Source organism: Falsirhodobacter sp. alg1 (assembly GCF_000739715.2).
Classification (GTDB): Bacteria; Pseudomonadota; Alphaproteobacteria; order Rhodobacterales; family Rhodobacteraceae; genus Falsirhodobacter.
In genome coordinates, this window is sequence record NZ_BBJC02000007.1 from 111,168 (window position 1) to 130,374 (window position 19,207).

Genomic DNA, 19,207 nt, shown 5'->3' on the forward strand with positions numbered 1-19,207 from the left:
TAACGCTTTGCTTGCCGTGGGCGGGGCCGCGCGTCAGATAAGACATGAACCTATCAGGGATTTTGGCGGATATGAGCGGACTTTTGGCTTTGCTGGACGATGTGGCGGGTCTTGCCAAAGTGGCGGCGGCCTCCATCGATGATGTGGCGGCTGCGGCAGGCAAGGCGGGAACGAAGGCCACCACACTGGTCATCGATGATGCCGCCGTGACGCCGAAATACGTGACAGGGCTTCCCGCATCCCGCGAGTTGCCGATGATCTGGCGCATCGCGGTCGGAAGTGTGCGGAACAAGCTGTTGATCCTGCTGCCGATCCTCCTGATCTTCCAGGCATTCCTACCGTGGATCATCACGCCCTTGTTGATGATCGGAGGGGCCTATCTGTGTTTCGAGGGGGCCGAAAAAATCATCCATGCCGCAATGCCCCATGCCGAACCCGCAGCCAAACCGGCACCCCCCAAAGACCCTGCGCGGCTGGAGGAACAGAAGGTAGCCGGGGCAATCAAGACCGATTTCATCCTGTCGGCCGAAATCATGACCATCGCGCTTAGCCAGATCGAAGGCGACAGCCTGTGGGTCGAGGCGGCAGCGCTTGTGCTGGTGGGCATCATGATCACGGCACTGGTTTATGGTGCGGTGGCGCTGATCGTGCGAACCGATGATGTTGGGCTTCGTATGGTCGAAACCTCGGGCAGTGCCGTTCTGCGCAAGGCGGGCGCGCTTCTGGTTCGCGGCATGCCGGTTTTTCTGAAGGTGCTGACGGTCATCGGCACGCTGGCCATGCTGTGGGTGGGGGGCAATATCCTGACGCACGGCCTGCACGAGATGGGCTGGCACAATCCCTACGAACTGATCCACCACTGGGCGGCGGCATCAGCCGGGGCCATTGGGGTGGCGCATGGATTTGTGGAATGGTTTGTGGCCGCATTCTGCGATGGTGTCATCGGACTTGCGGTGGGGGCGGTTCTGGTTGTGGGCTACAGCCGCGTCATCTCCCCGTTGCTGGGGAAAAAGGCCGCCCACTAGGGGCGGCCTTCGGGGTCAGAGCAACGCCTTGGCGGCTGCAACCGTATGCTCGGCGGTGATGCCGAATTCCTTGTACAGGCGTTCGGCAGGGGCCGATGCGCCAAAGCCGGTCATGCCGATGAACGCCGCTTTCTTCTCGGATCCACGCTCACCCAGCAGCCAGCGATCCCATGGCATCCGGACGCCAGCCTCGATGGCCACACGGACGGGGCCGGGCGGCAGGATCTTGCGGCGATAGGTTTCGTCCTGTGCCGCGAACAGTTCCATGCAGGGAACGGATACGACACGGGTGCCGATACCCTCAGCTTCAAGCATTTCGCGGGCTTTCAGCGCGATCTCCACCTCGGTACCGGTCGCCATCAGGATGACCTGACGTTTACGCGTGGCCTCGGCCAGAACATAGGCGCCCTGGGCAGTCAGGTTCTTCTGGCTGTGGGTGGTCCGGACGGTTGGTACGTTCTGACGGCTAAGTGCCATCACGGACGGGGTGGTCGTGGTGGTCAGTGCCAGTTCCCAGGCTTCGGCTGCCTCGACGCCATCCGCCGGACGGAAAACCCATGTGTTCGGGGTGGAGCGGCTGATGGTCAGATGCTCTACCGGTTGGTGGGTCGGACCGTCTTCGCCCAGACCGATGGAATCATGGGTCATGACGAATACGCTTGGAACCCCCATCAGGGCTGCCAGACGCATGGAGGGGCGGGCATAATCGGTGAACGCCATGAACGTGCCGCCATAGGCGCGCAGGCCGCCGTGCAGGGCGATGCCGTTCATTGCCGCCGCCATGCCGTGTTCACGGATACCGTAATAGATGTAGCGCCCTTTGCGGCTGTCTACATCGAACACGCCCATGTCACCGGTCTTGGTATTGTTGGATCCGGTCAGATCGGCCGAGCCGCCCATGGTTTCGGTGACGATGGGGTTGATGACCTCCAGCGCCATTTCCGATGCCTTGCGGGTGGCAACGCTTGCGCCCTTTTCGGTGACCTGCTTTTTCAGCGCACGAATGGCGGCACCAAGGCGTTTCGGCATCTCACCGGCCAGGGCCCGCCTAAATTCGGCTTTCTTGCTGTCGGACAGCGCGTCGAAACGTGCCTTCCATTCGGCGTTGGTTGCGGCACCACGCTGGCCAATCTTGGCCCAGGCTTCCTTGACATCCGCCGGCAGCTCGAAGGCGGCATGCGGCCAGCCGTAGGCTTCGCGCGTGTCGGCAATCAGCTTGGCATCCGTCAATGCGCCGTGGCCTTTGGACGTGTCCTGCGCGGACGATCCAAGAGCGATATTCGTGACACAGTCGATCATGGCCGGACCGGGTGATGCCTTGGCCGCCGTGATCGCACGGTCGATATCCTCGGGGTCGTGGCCGTCACATTCGAACACATCCCACCCCGAGGCCGCGAAGCGTGCCTTCTGGTCCGTAACGTCCGACAGGGATACCTTGCCATCGATGGTGATGCCGTTGTTGTCCCAAAGCACGATCAGTTTCGACAGTTTCTGGCGGCCTGCAAGGGCGATCGCCTCCTGGCTGACGCCTTCCATCAGGCAGCCGTCACCGGCGATGGTGTAGGTGTAGTGGTTGACGATCTTCTTGCCCCAGCGGGCCCGCAGGTTTTCTTCGGCGATGGCAAAACCGACGGTGGTGGCAAGACCCTGACCCAGCGGGCCGGTCGTCATCTCGACGCCGCCTGCATGGCCGTATTCGGGGTGGCCTGCGGTGATGGCGCCCCATTGGCGGAAATTCTTGATCTGCTCCAGCGTCATGTCGGCATAGCCGGTCAGGTGCAGCAGGGAATAGAGCAGCATGGAGCCGTGGCCCGCAGACAGGATGAACCGGTCACGATCGGGCCATTGCGGATCGGTGGGATCGAAATTCAGGTGCTTTTCAAACAGCACCGTGGCGACATCGGCCATACCCATCGGCATGCCGGAGTGGCCCGAATTGGCCGCAGCCACAGCATCCAGCGACAGGGTGCGGATGGCCACAGCTTTCGACCAATGGTCGGGGTGTTGGCGGCGAAGGGTGGCAAGATCCAAAGCGCAAGCTCCTCAATGATCACTTGATAGATTGCGTCTTTGCATATCAGGCAAGGCGGCAAGATCAAGCGTGCCAAGGCGTTGTTAGGGGATTGGGGGCTAAATCCCGCGCGCAAAATCGCTATTATCTGGCGAACTCTGGCGTGGCGAACGATTCGCGCCGAAATGAAGGAGGCTTGATGCAGGATCTGGTAGAGCTGGAACGTCGGATCACCGGCGCGTTGGAGCGGATCGGCACTGCGGCCGAAGGGCTGCAAGGGGGCGCGGCAGAGCGTCGTGCGGTTGAAGAAGAAAAACTGGTCAATGCACAGCTGGGTGAGCGCCTTCGCGCGGTCAAGGAAAAATCGGCGGCCCGCATCGAGGCGCTGGAGGCCGAGGTTGCGGCCCTGACCGAGCAACTGGAGGCCCTGCGCTCGGCAGCTACCAATGTACAGGGCCACCTGCCTTCTGCGGGTGAGGGCGGCAGTGCCGAGCTGGAAGAACTGCAGGCGGCGCGCGCCCGTGACCGTGCGGAGCTGGACGCTGTTCTGGCCGCGCTGACCCCATTGGTCGACAAGGCCGAGGAGACGCATAATGGCTGATCTGGAAATTACGATCGGGAACAAGAGCTTTACGGTTGCCTGCCAGGACGGGCAGGAACAGTTTCTGCGGAATGCCGCCCGGCAATTGTCGGATCAGGCCGATGCGTTGCTGCAGCAGATCGGACGGATGCCTGCGGAAAAGATGCTGTTGATGGCCGGGCTGATGCTGGCTGACAAGACCATCAGTGCCGAGCAGGATCTGGCCAAGACCCGCGCCGCATTGGCCGAGCTGGAGGCCCGCCCGGCGCCCGAACCGGAGCGTATCGAAGTGCCGGTCATTCCCCCGATTGTCGTGGAGACGATGGCCGAATTGGCCGCACGGACCGAGGCGATGGCGGCATCGCTGGAAGAAAAGGCTTCTGCATGAAGCTGGCGGCCGTTGCAGGGTTGATCGGGCTGGCGGGTGCCGCCCATGCGGAAACCACCCTGCAGACGGTGCGCTATGCTTGCGAACGGGGCGTGTCCGTCCCGGCGACCTATGTCAATGCCGATGACATGCAGGTGGCGGTGATCAATGTCGAAGGGCGGCAGATCACCCTGCAGGCCGAGGAAGCGGCCTCGGGTGCCCGATACGGCTGGCCATCGGATGGTGCCGGTTATGTCTGGTGGACCAAGGGGCAGGATGCGACGCTTTATTGGCGCGCCGGTGATGCGGAGGATGAAACGCCAATTCTGTCGGAATGCAGCCAAGCACAATAAAAAAAGCCCCGGATGTTCCGGGGCTTTTTCAAATCATTCGTTGGCTTCGCGAATTTTCTTCGCAGCCTCGGTATCGAAGGCGATGCCATTGTCGGTAAACAGCGTATCCAGTTCACCCGACAGGGTCATTTCGGTGATGATGTCGCATCCGCCCACAAACTCACCCTTCACGTAAAGCTGCGGAATGGTCGGCCAGTCGGAGAAATCCTTGATGCCCTGACGCAGCTCGGCATCGGCCAGCACGTTCACATCGCGGAAATTGACGCCCATGTAGTTCAGCACACCTGCCACGCGGCTGGAGAATCCGCATTGCGGCATGTCCTTGGTGCCCTTCATGAAAAGCACCACGTCATTCGACGAAACCGTCTGGCGGATCTGGTCTTGTGCGGTTGTTGTATCCGTCATCGTTCTGTTCCTTTTAAACGGGGGCTTTGGTGGTCAGGGCCAGCGCATGCAGTTCGCCGTTCGCCCCGTCCATCTTGCCTTTCAGGCTGGCATAGACCGCGCGTTGCTGCTGCACGCGGTTCATTCCCTTGAAGCTTTCGTCGATCACTTCGGCGGCCCAGTGATTTCCATCGCCGGCCAGATCGGTGATCGTGATCTTGGCATCCGGAAAACCTTCGCGGATCAACGTTTCGATTTCGTGGGCTTCCATGGCCATGATATGTCCTTCGAGCTTTGACTGAAATGTAGCCTCGCCCCCCCGCTCGCGCAAGGAGGCGGGGAGGGATCAGCCGACAGCAGCCGCAAATGCGCCGCGATACAGCTGTGAAAGTTCGTTCAGTGCGGCACTGGCACCACCCATCCGGACCGATGTTCCGCCGAAGGTGCCGACCTGTGCCAGCGGCACACCGGCCGTGGCAGCAGCCTCGGTCAGCGCCGTCAGCGCCGATGGGGCGACCGCGACAAGGTAACGGGCCTGATCCTCACCGAACAGTGCCGCAGTTCCTGTGACATCCAGCGCCACCCCCAGGCCTGCGCCTTCGGCCATTTCGAACGCTGCAAGCGCCAGGCCACCATCCGCCAGATCGGTGGCGGCGCTCAGCAGTTTGCGGTTGGCCTGCAGGAAGCCCCCGTTCCGTTTTTCTGCCGCCAGATCGACGCGCGGCGCATCCCCGTCCTCGCGTCCGAACATCTCGGCCAGAAGAGCGGACTGGCCCAGATGCCCTTCGGTTGCACCGATCACCACGGCCAGATCGCCCTCGGACGGCAGGCCCGCAATCATTTCGTCGGTATTCGTCAGCAGACCGACGGCTCCGATGGTAGGGGTCGGCAGAATGCCCTGGCCATCGGTTTCGTTGTAAAGCGAGACGTTGCCCGAAACGATGGGCATATCCAGCGCTGCAACAGCCTCACCGATCCCTTTGATCGCGCCTACCAGCTGGCCCATGATCTCGGGCTTTTCGGGATTGCCGAAGTTCAGGTTGTCGGTGGTGGCAAGTGGCAGGGCCCCCACGGCAATCAGGTTGCGATAGGCTTCGGCCACGGCCTGCTTGCCGCCCTCGAAGGGGTTGGCCTTGACGTAGCGCGGGGTCACGTCGCTTGTAAAGGCAAGCGCCTTCGGCGTGCCATGCACGCGGACAACGCCCGCACCCAGGCCCGGCGCACGGATGGTATCGGCCATCACCATGCTGTCGTATTGTTCGTAAACCCATGCCTTGTGGGCGTAGGAGGGCGATCCGATCAGGGCGCGCAGACCTTCGATGGCGTCCACCTCGGGCACGTCCGTCAAAGGCGCCGCAGCAGGCGTTTCCACCCAGGGGCGGTCATATTCCGGGGCGCTGGACGACAGTTTGGACAGCGGCAGATCCGCCTTCACCGCGCCATTGTGCAGGATCAGGAAGCGGTCCTCGGGGATGGTTTCGCCGACGATGGCGAAGTCGAGATCCCATTTCACGAAGATCGCGCGGGCCTCGTCCTCCATCTCGGGCTTCAGCACCATGAGCATTCGCTCCTGGCTTTCCGAGAGCATCATCTCATAGGCGGTCATGTTCGGTTCGCGCTGCGGCACGTTCTCCAGATCGAGCCGGATACCGAGGCCGCCCTTGTCGCCCATTTCCACCGCCGAGCAGGTGAGCCCCGCCGCACCCATGTCCTGAATGGAGATGACCGCGCCCGAAGACATCAGCTCCAGACAGGCTTCGAGCAGACGCTTTTCGGTGAAGGGGTCGCCGACCTGAACTGTCGGGCGCTTCTCCTCGATCGTGTCGTCGAACTCGGCCGAGGCCATGGTGGCACCGCCGACACCGTCACGTCCGGTCTTTGCACCCAGATACACAACCGGCATACCGACGCCGGATGCGACGGAATAGAAGATCTTGTCCGCATCCGCGAGGCCCGCTGCAAAGGCGTTCACAAGGCAGTTGCCGTTATAGCTGCGGTGGAAACGGACTTCGCCGCCCACGGTCGGCACGCCGAACGCATTGCCGTAGCTGCCGACACCTTCGACAACACCCTTGACCAGATGGCTGGTCTTGGGGTGGTCAGGCATGCCGAAGGACAGGGCGTTCATCGCGGCGATTGGGCGGGCCCCCATGGTGAAGACATCACGCAGGATGCCCCCGACGCCGGTTGCGGCGCCCTGATGCGGTTCGATGTACGACGGGTGGTTATGGCTCTCCATCTTGAAGATGACGGCCTGGCCATCCCCGATATCGACAACGCCCGCATTCTCGCCGGGGCCGCAGATGACTTGCGGACCGGTGGTGGGCAGGGTGCGCAGCCATTTCTTGGATGACTTGTACGAACAGTGTTCGTTCCACATGGCCGAAAAGATGCCGAGTTCGGTGAACGTCGGTTCCCGTCCGATGATGCCAAGGATCCGGTCGTATTCATCCGGTTTCAGGCCATGGGCGGCAATCAGCTCGGGGGTCAGGTCGGGATCGGACATGTGGTTCCTCGCGGGCGTGGGATTTGCGCCTTGCTCATAAGGCACGAAGCCGTTCGAGGGAAGGTGGAACCAGCGCGAAAAAAAAGCCGGGCATGAAGCCCGGCCAAAGTCCAACAGGGAGGTATGAAGTCGGAGATCGAAAATCGCCGTCTTCAAGCGCAGATTTAGGGGGGTGATGATTAATAAGCAAGCACTTCTATAACGACGTAGCGTCATGGCTGGCATGCGGTCTGCGCATATCAGGTTGTCTTGATCCGTTTGCGATAGGCGACGATTTCCTCGGTCACGAATTCGCGGAATGCGGCAATGCGTTTCGAATGGCGCAATTCCTCGGGATAGGCGAGGAAAACCGGCACATCATTGGAGGATACATCCGGCAATACGCGCACAAGATGGGGGAATTCATCCGCGAGGTAATCAGGCAGAACCCCGATTCCCAGATGGTTCAGAACCCCCTGCATCACCCCGAAGTAATTGTTCACCGTCAGGGTGGAGGGGATGTCGTTGCTCATCAGCTCGGCAATCAACAGCGCACCGGCGCCGACCTGTGGTGTGCCCGGATGTTGGCAGATCAGGCGGTGGCGGCTGAAGTCGGCCATTGTCTGCGGCGTGCCGTGCTGCTCCAGATATTCCGGCGAAGCATAAAGCTGCATGCGGATGGTCATCAGCCGTTTACGGATCAGGTCGGCCTGGCTCGGCTCTTTCATGCGGATGGCCACATCGGCCTCACGCATGGGCAGGTCCAGTACCCTCTCTTCCAGCATCAGATCGATTTTCAGCGCAGGATACTTCTTGTAAAGCGTGGTCAGACGCGGAGCCAGCCACATCGTGCCAAGGCCGATTGTCGTCGTCACGCGCAATTCGCCGAAAACCTCGTCCTCGCTATCGCGGATGCGGGCGGCGGCGGCGTCCAGCCGTTTGGCCATGGCGCTGGTGGCGTCGAACAGAAGCTCTCCCTGTTCAGTCAGGATCAGCCCGCGGGCGTGGCGGTGGAAAAGCGAGACATTCAGGCTTTCCTCCAGCGCGCGAATCTGGCGACTAACGGCGGATTGGCTGAGGTGCAGCGTCTCACCCGCATGGGTCAGGCTGCCGGCATCGGCCACGGCGTGAAAAATACGTAGTTTGTCCCAGTCCATGCCATGTTCCCTGCCTAGAACCTTCATCTAGTATCAGCATGGCTGAGTTGCAAACAGAACATGGCTCAAACCCCGCCGATGGGCCGGGAACTGCGTGGACTTCGGGGAACGACAGGCATAGGCAGAATGAAAAGAGGGGGCGCAAATGGCAGTTGGTGTGTTCGATTCGGGGCTGGGCGGTCTGACGGTGCTGGGGGCATTGCAGAGCCGGATGCCGCAGGTGCCTTTCGTCTATCTGGGTGACAATGCCCATGCCCCCTATGGTGTGCGAACCTCCGACGACATCTATGATCTGACAACCCGCGCGGTGGCACGTTTGTGGGACGAGGGATGCGATCTGGTCATTCTTGCCTGCAATACCGCCTCTGCCGCCGCGCTGAAACGGATGCAGGAAACCTGGATCCCGCCGGAAAAGCGGGTCCTGGGCGTATTCGTTCCGCTGATCGAGGCGCTGACCGAGCGGCAGTGGGGTGACAACACCCCGCCGCGTCAGGTGGGTGTGAAGCATGTGGCACTGTTCGCCACCCCTGCAACGGTTGCAAGCCGCGCCTTCCAGCGGGAGCTTGCCTTCCGCGCCGTGGGGGTGGACGTCGAGGCGCAGCCCTGCGGCGGTGTGGTCGATGCGATCGAGGCCGGGGATGAAATTCTGGCCGAGGCGCTGGTGAAATCGCACGTCGAGGCCCTGCTGCGACGGATGCCGAAGCCCGATGCGGCCGTGCTGGGCTGCACCCATTATCCTTTGATGGAAGCGGTTTTCCAGAAGGCGCTTGGCCCTGATGTGACGGTGCTGTCGCAACCCGCGCTTGTGGCTGCCGCATTGGAAGATTATCTGCACCGGCGTCCGGAATTTCTGGGGTCCGGCACCGAATCCCGCTATCTGACGACGGGGAACCCTGACAGCGTCTCCACCCATGCCACGCAGTTCCTGCGGCGGGGTGTGGTGTTCGAGGCGGCGTAACGAAAGGACGACTTATGACACATCGTATCGCCATCCTTGGCGCCTCGGGCTACACCGGTGCGGAACTGGTCCGCCTGATCGCGACGCACTCGTCGATGGAAATCGTGGCCCTGTCGGGGGATCGCAAGGCCGGCATGGCAATGGCCGACGTGTTTCCGTTCCTGCGCCATATGGATCTGCCGCCGTTGGTAAAGATCGACGAGATCGATTTCTCGCAGGTGGATCTGGCGTTCTGCGCCCTGCCGCATGCCACGTCGCAAGCCGTCATCAAGACATTGCCGTCTGATTTGAAGATCGTTGATCTTTCGGCCGATTTCCGGCTGCGCGATCCGGCGGAATACCAGAAGTGGTATGGCCAGCCCCATGCGGCCCTGGAGCTGCAAAAGGAAGCCGTCTATGGGCTGACCGAATTCTACCGTGATGAAATCCGCAATGCGCGTCTGGTTGCCGGGACGGGCTGCAACGCCGCGACCGGTCAGTACGCCGTTCGCCCGTTGATCGAGGCCGGTGTGATCGATCTGGACGAGATCCTGATGGACCTCAAGAGCGGGGTTTCCGGCGCAGGCCGCAGCCTGAAGGAAAACCTTCTGCACGCCGAATTGTCCGAGGGCACCAATGCCTATGCCGCAGGCGGCACGCACCGCCATTTGGGAGAGTTCGATCAGGAGTTTTCCAAGATTGCCGGTCGGCCGGTGCTGGTGCAATTCACGCCGCATCTGGTGCCGATGAACCGTGGCATTCTGGCGGATGTCTATGTGCGCGGGGATGCAAAGGCCATCCATGCGGCACTGGCGGACCGCTATGCCAGCGAGCCCTTCATCCACGTGCTGCCGATGGGCAAGCTACCGTCCAGCCATGATGTGCGTGGTTCGAACCACGTGCATATCGGCGTGGTGGGGGACCGTATTCCCGGACGTGCCATGGTCGTGGCGACGCTGGACAATCTGTGCAAAGGGTCCTCGGGTCAGGCGATGCAGAACGCGAACCTGATGCTGGGACTGGACGAGGATGCCGGGCTGAACATGGCGCCGGTATTCCCCTAAGCCAGAAGGGGCGGACTGCCCCTTCAAGCGAGGTGATATGAAAGGCCTGAAGAAACGCCGCCGTATCCAGATCATCGTGCTGACCTTCGTCTCTCTGGGGTTGGCCGTTGGTCTGGTCGGCTGGTCCATGAAGGACGGCATCAACTACTTTCGCTCTCCCACCCAGGTCATGACCGACCCTCCACGCCCGGGTGAGGTATTCCGCCTGGGAGGGCTGGTCGAAAAGGGAACGCTCATGCGCGGGCAGGGGGCCGAGATCGCGTTCAGCGTGACCGATGGCGCGAATACCGTTCCTGCAAGATACACCGGTGTCTTGCCCGATCTGTTCGGAGAGGGGGAAGGTATGGTGGGTACGGGCAGCATGGAGGGCGCAACCTTTGTCGCCACCGAGATCCTTGCGAAGCATGACGAGACGTATATGCCCAAGGAAGTTATCGACGCCCTGAAGAAGCAGGGTGTTTACGAAGCCCCCCAAAGCTGAAACAGCCGGCCCCGAGGGGCCGGCTGTTCTGTCTTAGCGGGAATTCACGTCCGTGTAGTCGCGGCGCGCATAGCCTGTGTAAAGCTGGCGCGGGCGACCGATTTTCAGTGCCGGATCCGAGATCATTTCCTTCCACTGCGAAATCCAGCCAACGGTCCGCGACAGCGCGAAGATCGGCGTGAACATGGCGGTGGGGAAGCCCATCGCATCAAGAATGATGCCCGAGTAGAAATCGACGTTCGGGTAGAGCTTCTTGGAGATGAAGTAATCATCCTCCAGCGCGATCCGCTCCAGTTCCTTGGCGACCTGCAGCGTCGGGTTGTTGTGCACACCCATCAGCTCCAGAACCTCATCCGCGGATTCCTTCATGACTTTGGCGCGCGGGTCGAAGTTCTTGTAGACGCGGTGGCCAAAGCCCATCAGGCGGAAGGGGTCGTTCTTGTCCTTGGCGCGGGCGATGAATTCCGGAATACGGTCAACCGTTCCGATTTCGCGCAGCATTTCCAGACATGCCTGGTTGGCGCCGCCGTGGGCAGGGCCCCAGAGGCAGGCAATACCGGCCGCGATGCAGGCGAACGGGTTCGCACCCGACGAGCCTGCCAGGCGAACGGTGGAGGTCGATGCGTTCTGCTCGTGATCGGCGTGCAGCATCATGATCCGGTCCATGGCCTTTGCCAGAACAGGATTCACCTCATAGGGTTCTGCCGGAACCGAGAAGCACATGTGCAGGAAGTTGGAGGCGTAATCCAGATCATTGCGCGGATAGACGAAGGGCTGGCCGATCGAATATTTATACGCCATCGCCGCAATGGTCGGCAGTTTGGCGATCAGGCGGAACGAGGCCACCTCGCGCTGATGCTCATCGGTCACATCGGTGGAATCGTGGTAGAAGGCGGACATGGCACCGACGACACCGACCATCGTGGCCATCGGATGTGCATCGCGACGGAACCCGCGGAAGAAGTTGTGCATCTGTTCGTGCACCATTGTATGGCGCGTGACGGTGTCACGGAACTTGTCCAGCTGCTCGGCATTCGGCAGTTCGCCGTACAGCAGCAGGTAGCACATTTCGACAAAGGAGGATTCCGATGCCAGCTGTTCGATCGGGTAGCCACGGTGCAGCAATTCGCCCTTGTCGCCATCGATATAGGTGATTGCGCTGTCGCAGGACGCGGTAGAGGTGAAGCCGGGATCGTAGGTGAAGACGTCCAGTTCGCTGTAAAGCTTGCGGATGTCGAGAACGTCCGGACCTGCCGTTGGGCTGCGAACGGGAAGTTCGACAGTCTTGTCGCCAAAGGTCAATGAAGCGTTTTTCGTCATAGGGTCATCCCTCTCCAATCGTGGGGGGGCCAAGGGACCCCCATAGCGCGCATATCCAAAAAAGTGCCTAGTTTACGGCATCCTCAAGTCGCGCAATCGTCTCGTCCCGACCGATGACCAGCATCATGTCATAGACACTCGGCGTTACACTGCGCCCTGCCAGCGCGGCGCGCAAGGGGGCGGCTAGCTTGCCGAAACCAAGTCCATAATCCGCTGCTGCGGCCGTCAGAATAAGCTCGAGTTCTTGCTTGTTCCAGCTAGCACCGGACAAACGGGTCGTCAAATCTTTCAGTATGCCACGGGATGCAGAGTCGAGCGCGGCTTCGGCCTTTTCATCGCGCGTCACCGGCCGCGAGATCAGTGCGAACCGTGCTTTGTCCAGCAATTCGGGCAGGGTTTTGGCGCGATCCTTCAGACAGTACATTCCTGCGGACATCCGGTGACGTTGCGTATCATCCAGAGGTGTCTGATTTGTGACCTGCAGAAATGCCTCAATTTCAGCCAGAAGGGCCGTATCATCGGCCATCGCGATGTGCTGGCCGCAGGTATGTTCGAGCTTCTTGAAATCCAGACGGGCCGGAGCCCGGCCGATACCACCCAGATCGAACCACTCAAGTGCTTGTTCCGTGGTAAAGATTTCGTCATCCCCATGGCTCCAGCCCAGGCGGGTAAGGTAGTTGCGCATGCCGGCCACGGGGTATCCCATCGCCTGATACTCCTCGACGCCAAGCGCGCCGTGGCGTTTCGACAGCTTTTTCCCGTCGGCACCGTGGATCAGCGGAATATGCGCCCAGACCGGAACGGCCCAGTCCATCGCGTTATAGACCATCTGCTGGCGCGCGGCGTTGTTGAGGTGGTCATCGCCACGAATGACATGGGTCACGCCCATATCATGGTCATCGACAACCACGGCCAGCATGTATGTCGGTGTGCCGTCCGACCGCAGGACCACCATATCATCCAGCTGGTCATTGCCGAAACGGACGCTGCCCTGCACCTTGTCCTCGACCACGGTATCCCCGTCGCGCGGGGCCTTCATGCGGATGACATAAGGGGCATCCGGGTGGGTCGCGGGGTCGGCATCGCGCCAGGGCGACTGGAACAGGGTGGAGCGCCCCTCGGCCCGGGCTGCCTCGCGGAAGGCCTCGATCTCTTCCTGAGAGGAGAAGCATTTGTAGGCAGCCCCGCGCGCCAGCATCTCGCGCGCCACTTCGGCATGGCGGTCCTTTGCCTCGAACTGGCTGACGGCCTCGCCATCCCAATCCAGCCCCATCCACCGAAGGCCGCGCAGGATGGCCTCGGTCGCTTCGGGGGTGGAACGTTCGCGGTCCGTATCCTCGATCCGCAGCAGGAACTTGCCGCCGCGCCCCCGTGCATACAGCCAGTTGAACAGCGCGGTCCGTCCCCCGCCGATATGCAGATAGCCCGTGGGCGAGGGCGCGAAGCGGGTGACGATCTGATCCATCGTGACATTAACCTTCTGGAAACCATGCCTGTGGGAAGACACTCTCTGGGTTCCGTGATTAGGCAATACCACCATGAAGGACAAGGTGCTGGCCCGCGTACTCGGTGGGCTGGCAGAACGGCAGGGGGCATTATTTCCGTTCCTGCCGGTTTTCATGGGCATCGGTATCGGACTGTGGTTTTCGGTTCGGAACGAACCATCGGGCCTTGCCTACGGGGGGATCGGCATCATTGCGGGCGGGGGGCTGTGGCTGGCGCTGCGGGGTCCCTATTTTTGGCGCGTTCCGGCCTGGGCCCTGGCATTCGTGGCATTCGGATTTCTTTGCATCGGCTTTCGGGCCTGGCTGGCCGAGGCACCGGTGCTGGACTGGCGGTATTACGGCGCGGTGGAGGGGCGTGTGGTGGAGATAGACCGCTCCGGCACGGACAAGCTGCGTCTGACGCTGGACCGTGTGGTGCTGGAACGAACCGATCCGGCGAAGGTGCCGCACCATGTCCGCGTTTCATTGCACGGCGATCAATCCTATTTCACGCCGCAACCGGGGACACGGGTAATGATGACCGCATTTCTGGGCCCGCCAATGCCGCCGTCAGAGCCGGGCGGTTTCGATTTCAGGCGCATGGCCTGGTTCGACCGGCTGGGGGCTGTGGGCTATACACGCACCCCCGTGCTGACACTGGAAAACCCCGAAGCGGGCACCCGGATCATTTCCCGCCTGCGGGCCGCATTGTCGCAAACGGTGCAGTCCCATATCCACGGGCAGGTCGGGGCATTCGTGTCCGGCTCTGTCACAGGCGACCGTTCCGGCATCACGCAGGATACGGTGGTGGCGCTGCGGGATTCAAACCTGTCGCATCTGCTGGCCATTTCAGGCATGAACCTTGCGTTTCTAGTGACATTCACCTTTGCCGTGTTGCGATACGGTTTTGCGCTGATCCCGATGGTAGCGTTGCGGCTGAACACGAAGAAACTCGCTGCAGTGGCCTCACTGGGTGTGGCGGGGTTCTATCTGGCGCTGTCGGGTGGAAATGTCGCGACCGAGCGGGCTTTCATCATGTCGGCCATCATGCTGGGCGCAATCCTGTGTGACAGGCGGGCGCTGTCGTTGCGGACCGTTGCGCTGTCGGGGCTGATCCTTCTGACGTTGCAGCCCGAAGCGTTGATCAATGCCGGTTTCCAGATGTCCATGGCGGCGACAGTGGGGCTGGTCTGGGGCTTCGGGCTGGTTGACCGGCTGACATTCCGAGAAAAGCTGCCGAAGTGGAGCGTGCCTGTCTATGCTGCTGTGCTGTCTTCGCTGATCGGGGGGATGGCTACGGGGCCGATCGCTGCGGCGCAATTCAATCGCTATGCGGAATACGGGCTGGTCGCCAACCTGCTGACCGTGCCCGCGATGGGCACCCTGATCATGCCGGGTGCGGTCGTTGCCAGCATTCTGGGGCCGATCGGCCTGCCGCAGCCCGGAATGTGGATGATGCAGGCCGGTGGCTACTGGATACTGGCCGTGGCGCATTGGATTGCTGGATGGGGTGGGGCGGTGCGCGGGATCACGGCGCCATCAGGGATCGTCCTGCCAATGATGTTCCTTGGTGCGTTATGGGGGATCCTGTGGCAGGGGCGTGCGCGGTTTGTGGGGCTTGCGGTGGTCGGTCTGGCCTTTGGGCTATGGGGAATTTCGCCGAGGCCCATGGTGCTGGTGTCCGATGACGGGGCGCTGGTGGGCGTGCTGGGGGATGCGGGGCGGATCCTGTCCTCTCCCAGGGCTGCGGGTTTTGCGGCCGACAGCTGGCTGATCCGTGACGGGGATATAGCCACGCAGGAGAAGGCCGCGGACAGGCCGGGCTTTTCAGGGGAGGGGAGTATGCGGCGCATCACGCTTCCGGCCGGTGATCTGGTCCATCTGAAGGGGAAGGGGGCCGAGGCGCGGTTGGCCGAGGCGTGTGAGGGGGCGATGATCGTGATCCTTGCCGCGCGGGCATCCGCCATTCCCGAAGGGTGCAATGTTCTGGATCAGGCACGCCTGGAAAAGACCGGCGCTGTTGCCTTGCAGGCAGGGCAGGGGGGGATCACGATCATCCCGACGCAGAACGGCCAGAGGGTATGGAGCCGGGGGCGGCACTGAGCCGTGCCCCCGCGATCCAGTTTTCAGTAGTTGCGGATCAAGCCGACCAGACGCCCCTGAACCTTCACATGCCCCTCGGGCAGGATGCGGGTTTCATAGGCGGGGTTTGCGGCCTCCAGCGAGATCATGGAACCCTTGCGGCGGAAACGTTTGAGCGTTGCTTCGTTGTTATCGACCAGTGCCACGACGATATCGCCGTTTTCTGCGGTCGACTGTTCACGGATGATGACCGTGTCACCATCATTGATGCCCGCATCGATCATGGAATCGCCCTCGACGGTCAGGGCATAATGCTCTCCACGCCCCGAAACCATGGACCCGGGAACCGCGATGTGATGCGTGATGTTCTGGATCGCCTCGATCGGGATGCCGGCTGCGATTTTTCCCATGACCGGCACATCCAGCGCCTCGATCCGGACGGGGAGCGCACGCGCCGGTGTTCTGGGGCGATTGCCTTCGATGACGCGGGGGGCAAACCCCTGACGCTCCATGGCCTCGGGCAGTTTCACGATTTCGATGGCACGGGCCCGATGGGCAAGACGACGGATAAAACCCCGTTCTTCCAATGCGGTAATCAGCCGGTGGATACCCGATTTCGACCGAAGCTCCAGCGCCTCTTTCATTTCGTCGAAAGAGGGGGGCACGCCGTCACGGTCCATCCGTTGGCGAATGAAATCCAGCAGCTCCATCTGTTTGCGCGTCAGCATGCGGATCTCTCCCTCATTGTTCCGCGCTTGTTCTGCCCGTGTTCCTGATTTGTGTCAAGCACTTGTCGGATCTTCACGAGGCGGATCGGCGTAGTCGTGAACGCCGCCGCGCCAGTCCGTGATCCGGTATCTGCCGGTTCCGGTCCGTGTCAGGTAGTCGGATACGAGGGGGACCTTGCCATGCCCGCCCGGAATGTCGATCACATAGGTGGGCATGGCAATGCCTGACAGATCGCCGCGAAGGGTCTGCATCAGCTTTTGCCCTTCGGCGATCGTGGTGCGGAAATGGCTGGTGCCGCGTGCCAGATCGCAATGGTGCAGGTAATAGGGTTTCACTCGGTTGCGGACTAATGTGCGGAAAAGATCGGCCAGCACCTGCGCGTCATCGTTGATACCGCGCAGCAGAACGCTTTGCGACAGCAGAGGAATGCCTGCGCGCGTAAGGCGGCGCAGGGCCTCGGATGCGGCTTCGGTAATTTCGGCGGCATGATTGGTGTGAACCACGACGAATACCGCAGGGCGCACATCCAGCGCTTCGATCAACGCCTCGGTGATGCGCTGTGGGGCCACGACCGGTACGCGGGTATGAAAGCGGATGACATCGACATGCGGAATGGCCGCAAGCGCCTGCATCAGGCGTGCGATCCGACGGGGTGAGAGCACCATTGGATCACCGCCGGTCAGGATTACCTCTCGTACGGCCGATGTCTCGCGGAGATAGGCAAGGACCTTTTCCATGTCCGCATCCGGCAGTGCCCCCTCCTGGCCCACGCCTTCGCGGCGAAAGCAGAAGCGGCAGTAGACCTCGCAGGTCTGGGTAGAGTGCAGGATCACGCGATCGGGGTAGCGATGGGTCAGGCCTGCGGTGGGGCTGAATGCGGCATCCCCGATGGGATCGTAAAGCTCTTCTGGCCTGATGACGGCTTCGGCCTCGGTCGGAACGAACTGGGCGTTGACGGCGGCATCCCCGGCCTTGTGCATCTCCGGTGTCATGCGGATACGGAATGTGTCGGCCACATCCTGCAACGTGCTGGTGGGGGCCGGGATCAGACCCGCACGCTGCAGGTCGGACAGGCTTTCGATCGCGCGTTTGGTCACGGGCGGGCCTCGCATCGAGAAAGCGCCCATATGGATGACAGTGCGCATTTTTGCAAGCTGGGGCGCCTTCCTGCTGGCCTTTGCCTGCGGCATTCCTATCAATGGAGCAAAATGAAGGGGCAGGGCATGGACACCACATCGATCAAACTGACAATGCCGGAGCACGAGGCGGGGTTTTTGCGCGAAGCCTACGCGTGCGCGCGCGTTATCCTTGAATACGGCGGCGGCGGTTCGACATTGCTTGCAGCCGGAATGGAGGAGAAGCGGGTATTCTGTGTGGAGTCCGATCCCGATTGGTGCGCACGATTGCGACGGGCGGTCGATGGCGCAAAGTCCGAAGTGACGATCCACCACGGGGATGTGGGCCCGACGGGTGAGTGGGGAAGGCCAGTTAGTCCACGCCAATGGCCAAAGTTCCATACCTATCCGGTCGGCATATGGGACCGGCCGGAATTTGAAGAGCCCGATGTGGTGCTCATCGATGGCCTGCTGCGGCCGGCGTGTTTCGCAACCTGTGCAATCCGCATCACCAAGCCTACGCTGGTTCTGTTCGATGATTATGCAGGGCGGAAAGCCTATCATGCGGTGGAGGCGATTTGTGCACCGGTCCAAAAGGAAGGGCGACTCGCGATTTTCGAGCTGATTCCCGGACTTATCGGCCCGAAAGACCTGAGTTTGGTACAGAATTTGTTCACTCAGGTGAACTATGCGCCTGCAAAGTCGTAGTTTTTCATAATATTAACAGTACTTTGTAGGTTTTATGAATTAATCCGGATTTTCTTCTTGCGTGTTTTGTTAGTTGGTCTTAGACACCGCCTTACCGAAACGGAGACGGATCGGGGCGGGCGGGAACGCTTGGGTGGATTAGGAAGCGGTTGGAAGCGCTGAGTTTAGCGTTTCCTGCAAATTTTTAGTCCCTGCTCTTTGACATTGATGTATATTCTGAAGGGATATGCGGGCGGTTTGGTTGCTTCGGCGTCTGGATGTTTGCATATTCTGGCTATCTAGCCTTTTGGCGATGATGATAGTTTAGCTTCACTGTCTTGTTGGTTTTTGACTAACGGACAGAAGGTTAACCTGGTTTTTATGACCAGGTTAGATGTGCGAAGGTTTCGACGTCAAGGATAGTCCTTCGGGACTTTCAACTTGAGAGTTTGATCCTGGCTCAGAACGAACGCTGGCGGCAGGCCTAACACATGCAAGTCGAGCGAAGTCTTCGGACTTAGCGGCGGACGGGTGAGTAACGCGTGGGAACATACCCAAAGGTACGGAATAGCCTCGGGAAACTGGGAGTAATACCGTATGTGCCCTTCGGGGNAAAGATTTATCGCCTTTGGATTGGCCCGCGTTGGATTAGGTAGTTGGTGAGGTAATGGCTCACCAAGCCGACGATCCATAGCTGGTTTGAGAGGATGATCAGCCACACTGGGACTGAGACACGGCCCAGACTCCTACGGGAGGCAGCAGTGGGGAAGTCTTAGACAATGGGCGCAAGCCTGATCTAGCCATGCCGCGTGATTGATGAAGGCCTTAGGGTTGTAAAGATCTTTCAGCTGGGAAGATAATGACGGTACCAGCAGAAGAAGCCCCGGCTAAACTCCGTGCCAGCAGCCGCGGTAATACGGAGGGGGCTAGCGTTGTTCGGAATTAC

Annotated in this window: 18 protein-coding genes and 1 rRNA gene; 10 read left to right on the plus strand and 9 right to left on the minus strand. The window is 60.9% G+C overall.

Annotation, left to right across the window (positions count from 1 at the left end; genetic code table 11):
• Positions 1-71: 71 nt before the first annotated feature.
• Positions 72-1,025 carry a DUF808 domain-containing protein gene (locus tag TR36_RS13140; protein WP_045386717.1) on the plus strand — a complete coding sequence of 318 codons (954 nt, stop codon included), beginning with the start codon at positions 72-74 and terminating at the stop codon, positions 1,023-1,025.
• Between the two features lie 15 nt (positions 1,026-1,040).
• Here the strand turns inward: TR36_RS13140 and tkt are convergent, their stop codons facing one another.
• Positions 1,041-3,056 carry a transketolase gene (gene tkt, locus TR36_RS13145; protein ID WP_045386715.1) on the minus strand — a complete coding sequence of 672 codons (2,016 nt, stop codon included), beginning with the start codon at positions 3,054-3,056 and terminating at the stop codon, positions 1,041-1,043.
• Positions 3,057-3,235: 179 nt separating this feature from the next.
• Between tkt and TR36_RS13150 the strand changes: the two genes are divergently transcribed.
• Genes TR36_RS13150 through TR36_RS13160 form a run of 3 tightly spaced genes read left to right on the plus strand, consistent with a single transcriptional unit; the run spans position 3,236 to position 4,336 of the window.
• A complete protein-coding gene (locus TR36_RS13150; RefSeq protein ID WP_045386712.1) occupies positions 3,236-3,637 on the plus strand; it encodes a hypothetical protein in 402 nt (133 codons plus the stop codon).
• Positions 3,630-4,004, plus strand: a complete 375-nt coding sequence (locus tag TR36_RS13155; RefSeq protein WP_045386709.1) for a cell division protein ZapA — start codon at positions 3,630-3,632, stop codon at positions 4,002-4,004. Before TR36_RS13150 ends, TR36_RS13155 begins: the two co-directional genes overlap by 8 nt.
• Complete coding sequence (locus TR36_RS13160) at positions 4,001-4,336, plus strand: MliC family protein (protein WP_082714972.1); 336 nt, start codon at positions 4,001-4,003, stop codon at positions 4,334-4,336. The genes TR36_RS13155 and TR36_RS13160 overlap by 4 nt, the downstream gene beginning before the upstream one ends.
• A gap of 33 nt (positions 4,337-4,369) precedes the next feature.
• Here TR36_RS13160 and grxD read toward each other — a convergent pair whose 3' ends face one another.
• From grxD to TR36_RS13180, 4 genes are all read right to left on the minus strand, one after another.
• A complete protein-coding gene (grxD, locus tag TR36_RS13165) occupies positions 4,370-4,741 on the minus strand; it encodes a Grx4 family monothiol glutaredoxin (RefSeq protein WP_045386706.1) in 372 nt (123 codons plus the stop codon).
• 13 nt (positions 4,742-4,754) lie between these two features.
• Positions 4,755-4,997, minus strand: coding sequence for a BolA/IbaG family iron-sulfur metabolism protein (locus TR36_RS13170; protein WP_045386703.1), 243 nt, complete (start codon positions 4,995-4,997; stop codon positions 4,755-4,757).
• Positions 4,998-5,066: 69 nt separating this feature from the next.
• Complete coding sequence (gene purL / locus TR36_RS13175) at positions 5,067-7,226, minus strand: phosphoribosylformylglycinamidine synthase subunit PurL (protein ID WP_045386701.1); 2,160 nt, start codon at positions 7,224-7,226, stop codon at positions 5,067-5,069.
• Between the two features lie 239 nt (positions 7,227-7,465).
• Positions 7,466-8,362, minus strand: coding sequence for a LysR family transcriptional regulator (locus TR36_RS13180; protein ID WP_045386698.1), 897 nt, complete (start codon positions 8,360-8,362; stop codon positions 7,466-7,468).
• A 145-nt stretch (positions 8,363-8,507) separates the two neighbouring features.
• Here TR36_RS13180 and TR36_RS13185 point away from each other — a divergent pair, with 145 nt between their 5' ends.
• Genes TR36_RS13185 through ccmE form a run of 3 tightly spaced genes read left to right on the plus strand, consistent with a single transcriptional unit; the run spans position 8,508 to position 10,844 of the window.
• Positions 8,508-9,320 (plus strand): glutamate racemase, encoded by an 813-nt coding sequence (locus TR36_RS13185; protein ID WP_045386695.1) that lies wholly within the window; start codon positions 8,508-8,510, stop codon positions 9,318-9,320.
• 14 nt (positions 9,321-9,334) lie between these two features.
• On the plus strand, positions 9,335-10,363 hold the full coding sequence (argC, locus tag TR36_RS13190; RefSeq protein ID WP_045386692.1) for an N-acetyl-gamma-glutamyl-phosphate reductase: 1,029 nt from the start codon (positions 9,335-9,337) through the stop codon (positions 10,361-10,363).
• A 37-nt stretch (positions 10,364-10,400) separates the two neighbouring features.
• Complete coding sequence (gene ccmE / locus TR36_RS13195) at positions 10,401-10,844, plus strand: cytochrome c maturation protein CcmE (protein ID WP_045386689.1); 444 nt, start codon at positions 10,401-10,403, stop codon at positions 10,842-10,844.
• Between the two features lie 33 nt (positions 10,845-10,877).
• Here ccmE and TR36_RS13200 read toward each other — a convergent pair whose 3' ends face one another.
• Positions 10,878-12,164, minus strand: a complete 1,287-nt coding sequence (locus TR36_RS13200; RefSeq protein WP_045386686.1) for a citrate synthase — start codon at positions 12,162-12,164, stop codon at positions 10,878-10,880.
• Between the two features lie 67 nt (positions 12,165-12,231).
• Positions 12,232-13,629 carry a glutamate--tRNA ligase gene (gene gltX, locus TR36_RS13205; protein WP_045386683.1) on the minus strand — a complete coding sequence of 466 codons (1,398 nt, stop codon included), beginning with the start codon at positions 13,627-13,629 and terminating at the stop codon, positions 12,232-12,234.
• Positions 13,630-13,702: 73 nt separating this feature from the next.
• Here gltX and TR36_RS13210 point away from each other — a divergent pair, with 73 nt between their 5' ends.
• Positions 13,703-15,751, plus strand: coding sequence for a ComEC/Rec2 family competence protein (locus TR36_RS13210; protein ID WP_062763463.1), 2,049 nt, complete (start codon positions 13,703-13,705; stop codon positions 15,749-15,751).
• 23 nt (positions 15,752-15,774) lie between these two features.
• Here TR36_RS13210 and lexA read toward each other — a convergent pair whose 3' ends face one another.
• A complete protein-coding gene (lexA, locus tag TR36_RS13215) occupies positions 15,775-16,458 on the minus strand; it encodes a transcriptional repressor LexA (RefSeq protein WP_045386680.1) in 684 nt (227 codons plus the stop codon).
• Between the two features lie 54 nt (positions 16,459-16,512).
• Positions 16,513-17,571 (minus strand): lysine-2,3-aminomutase-like protein, encoded by a 1,059-nt coding sequence (locus TR36_RS13220; protein WP_045388640.1) that lies wholly within the window; start codon positions 17,569-17,571, stop codon positions 16,513-16,515.
• Positions 17,572-17,682: 111 nt separating this feature from the next.
• Between TR36_RS13220 and TR36_RS13225 the strand changes: the two genes are divergently transcribed.
• Together TR36_RS13225 and TR36_RS13230 are read left to right on the plus strand one after the other, a co-directional pair.
• Positions 17,683-18,282, plus strand: a complete 600-nt coding sequence (locus TR36_RS13225; RefSeq protein WP_045386678.1) for a hypothetical protein — start codon at positions 17,683-17,685, stop codon at positions 18,280-18,282.
• A gap of 416 nt (positions 18,283-18,698) precedes the next feature.
• Positions 18,699-19,207: ribosomal RNA gene (locus tag TR36_RS13230) — 16S ribosomal RNA — on the plus strand; the annotation flags it as partial.

What these genes read in the sequence shown, in the direction of transcription:
- TR36_RS13200 (WP_045386686.1), bottom strand. Translation starts at nt 12,164, where the DNA reads ATGACGAAAAACGCTTCATTGACCTTTGGCGACAAGACTGTCGAACTT.
- gltX (WP_045386683.1), bottom strand. Translation starts at nt 13,629, where the DNA reads ATGGATCAGATCGTCACCCGCTTCGCGCCCTCGCCCACGGGCTATCTG.
- TR36_RS13150 (WP_045386712.1), top strand. Translation starts at nt 3,236, where the DNA reads ATGCAGGATCTGGTAGAGCTGGAACGTCGGATCACCGGCGCGTTGGAG.
- purL (WP_045386701.1), bottom strand. Translation starts at nt 7,226, where the DNA reads ATGTCCGATCCCGACCTGACCCCCGAGCTGATTGCCGCCCATGGCCTG.
- TR36_RS13170 (WP_045386703.1), bottom strand. Translation starts at nt 4,997, where the DNA reads ATGGCCATGGAAGCCCACGAAATCGAAACGTTGATCCGCGAAGGTTTT.
- TR36_RS13140 (WP_045386717.1), top strand. Translation starts at nt 72, where the DNA reads ATGAGCGGACTTTTGGCTTTGCTGGACGATGTGGCGGGTCTTGCCAAA.
- TR36_RS13160 (WP_082714972.1), top strand. Translation starts at nt 4,001, where the DNA reads ATGAAGCTGGCGGCCGTTGCAGGGTTGATCGGGCTGGCGGGTGCCGCC.
- TR36_RS13220 (WP_045388640.1), bottom strand. Translation starts at nt 17,571, where the DNA reads ATGCGAGGCCCGCCCGTGACCAAACGCGCGATCGAAAGCCTGTCCGAC.
- TR36_RS13210 (WP_062763463.1), top strand. Translation starts at nt 13,703, where the DNA reads ATGAAGGACAAGGTGCTGGCCCGCGTACTCGGTGGGCTGGCAGAACGG.
- TR36_RS13225 (WP_045386678.1), top strand. Translation starts at nt 17,683, where the DNA reads ATGGACACCACATCGATCAAACTGACAATGCCGGAGCACGAGGCGGGG.
- grxD (WP_045386706.1), bottom strand. Translation starts at nt 4,741, where the DNA reads ATGACGGATACAACAACCGCACAAGACCAGATCCGCCAGACGGTTTCG.
- TR36_RS13155 (WP_045386709.1), top strand. Translation starts at nt 3,630, where the DNA reads ATGGCTGATCTGGAAATTACGATCGGGAACAAGAGCTTTACGGTTGCC.
- ccmE (WP_045386689.1), top strand. Translation starts at nt 10,401, where the DNA reads ATGAAAGGCCTGAAGAAACGCCGCCGTATCCAGATCATCGTGCTGACC.
- lexA (WP_045386680.1), bottom strand. Translation starts at nt 16,458, where the DNA reads ATGCTGACGCGCAAACAGATGGAGCTGCTGGATTTCATTCGCCAACGG.
- argC (WP_045386692.1), top strand. Translation starts at nt 9,335, where the DNA reads ATGACACATCGTATCGCCATCCTTGGCGCCTCGGGCTACACCGGTGCG.
- TR36_RS13185 (WP_045386695.1), top strand. Translation starts at nt 8,508, where the DNA reads ATGGCAGTTGGTGTGTTCGATTCGGGGCTGGGCGGTCTGACGGTGCTG.
- TR36_RS13180 (WP_045386698.1), bottom strand. Translation starts at nt 8,362, where the DNA reads ATGGACTGGGACAAACTACGTATTTTTCACGCCGTGGCCGATGCCGGC.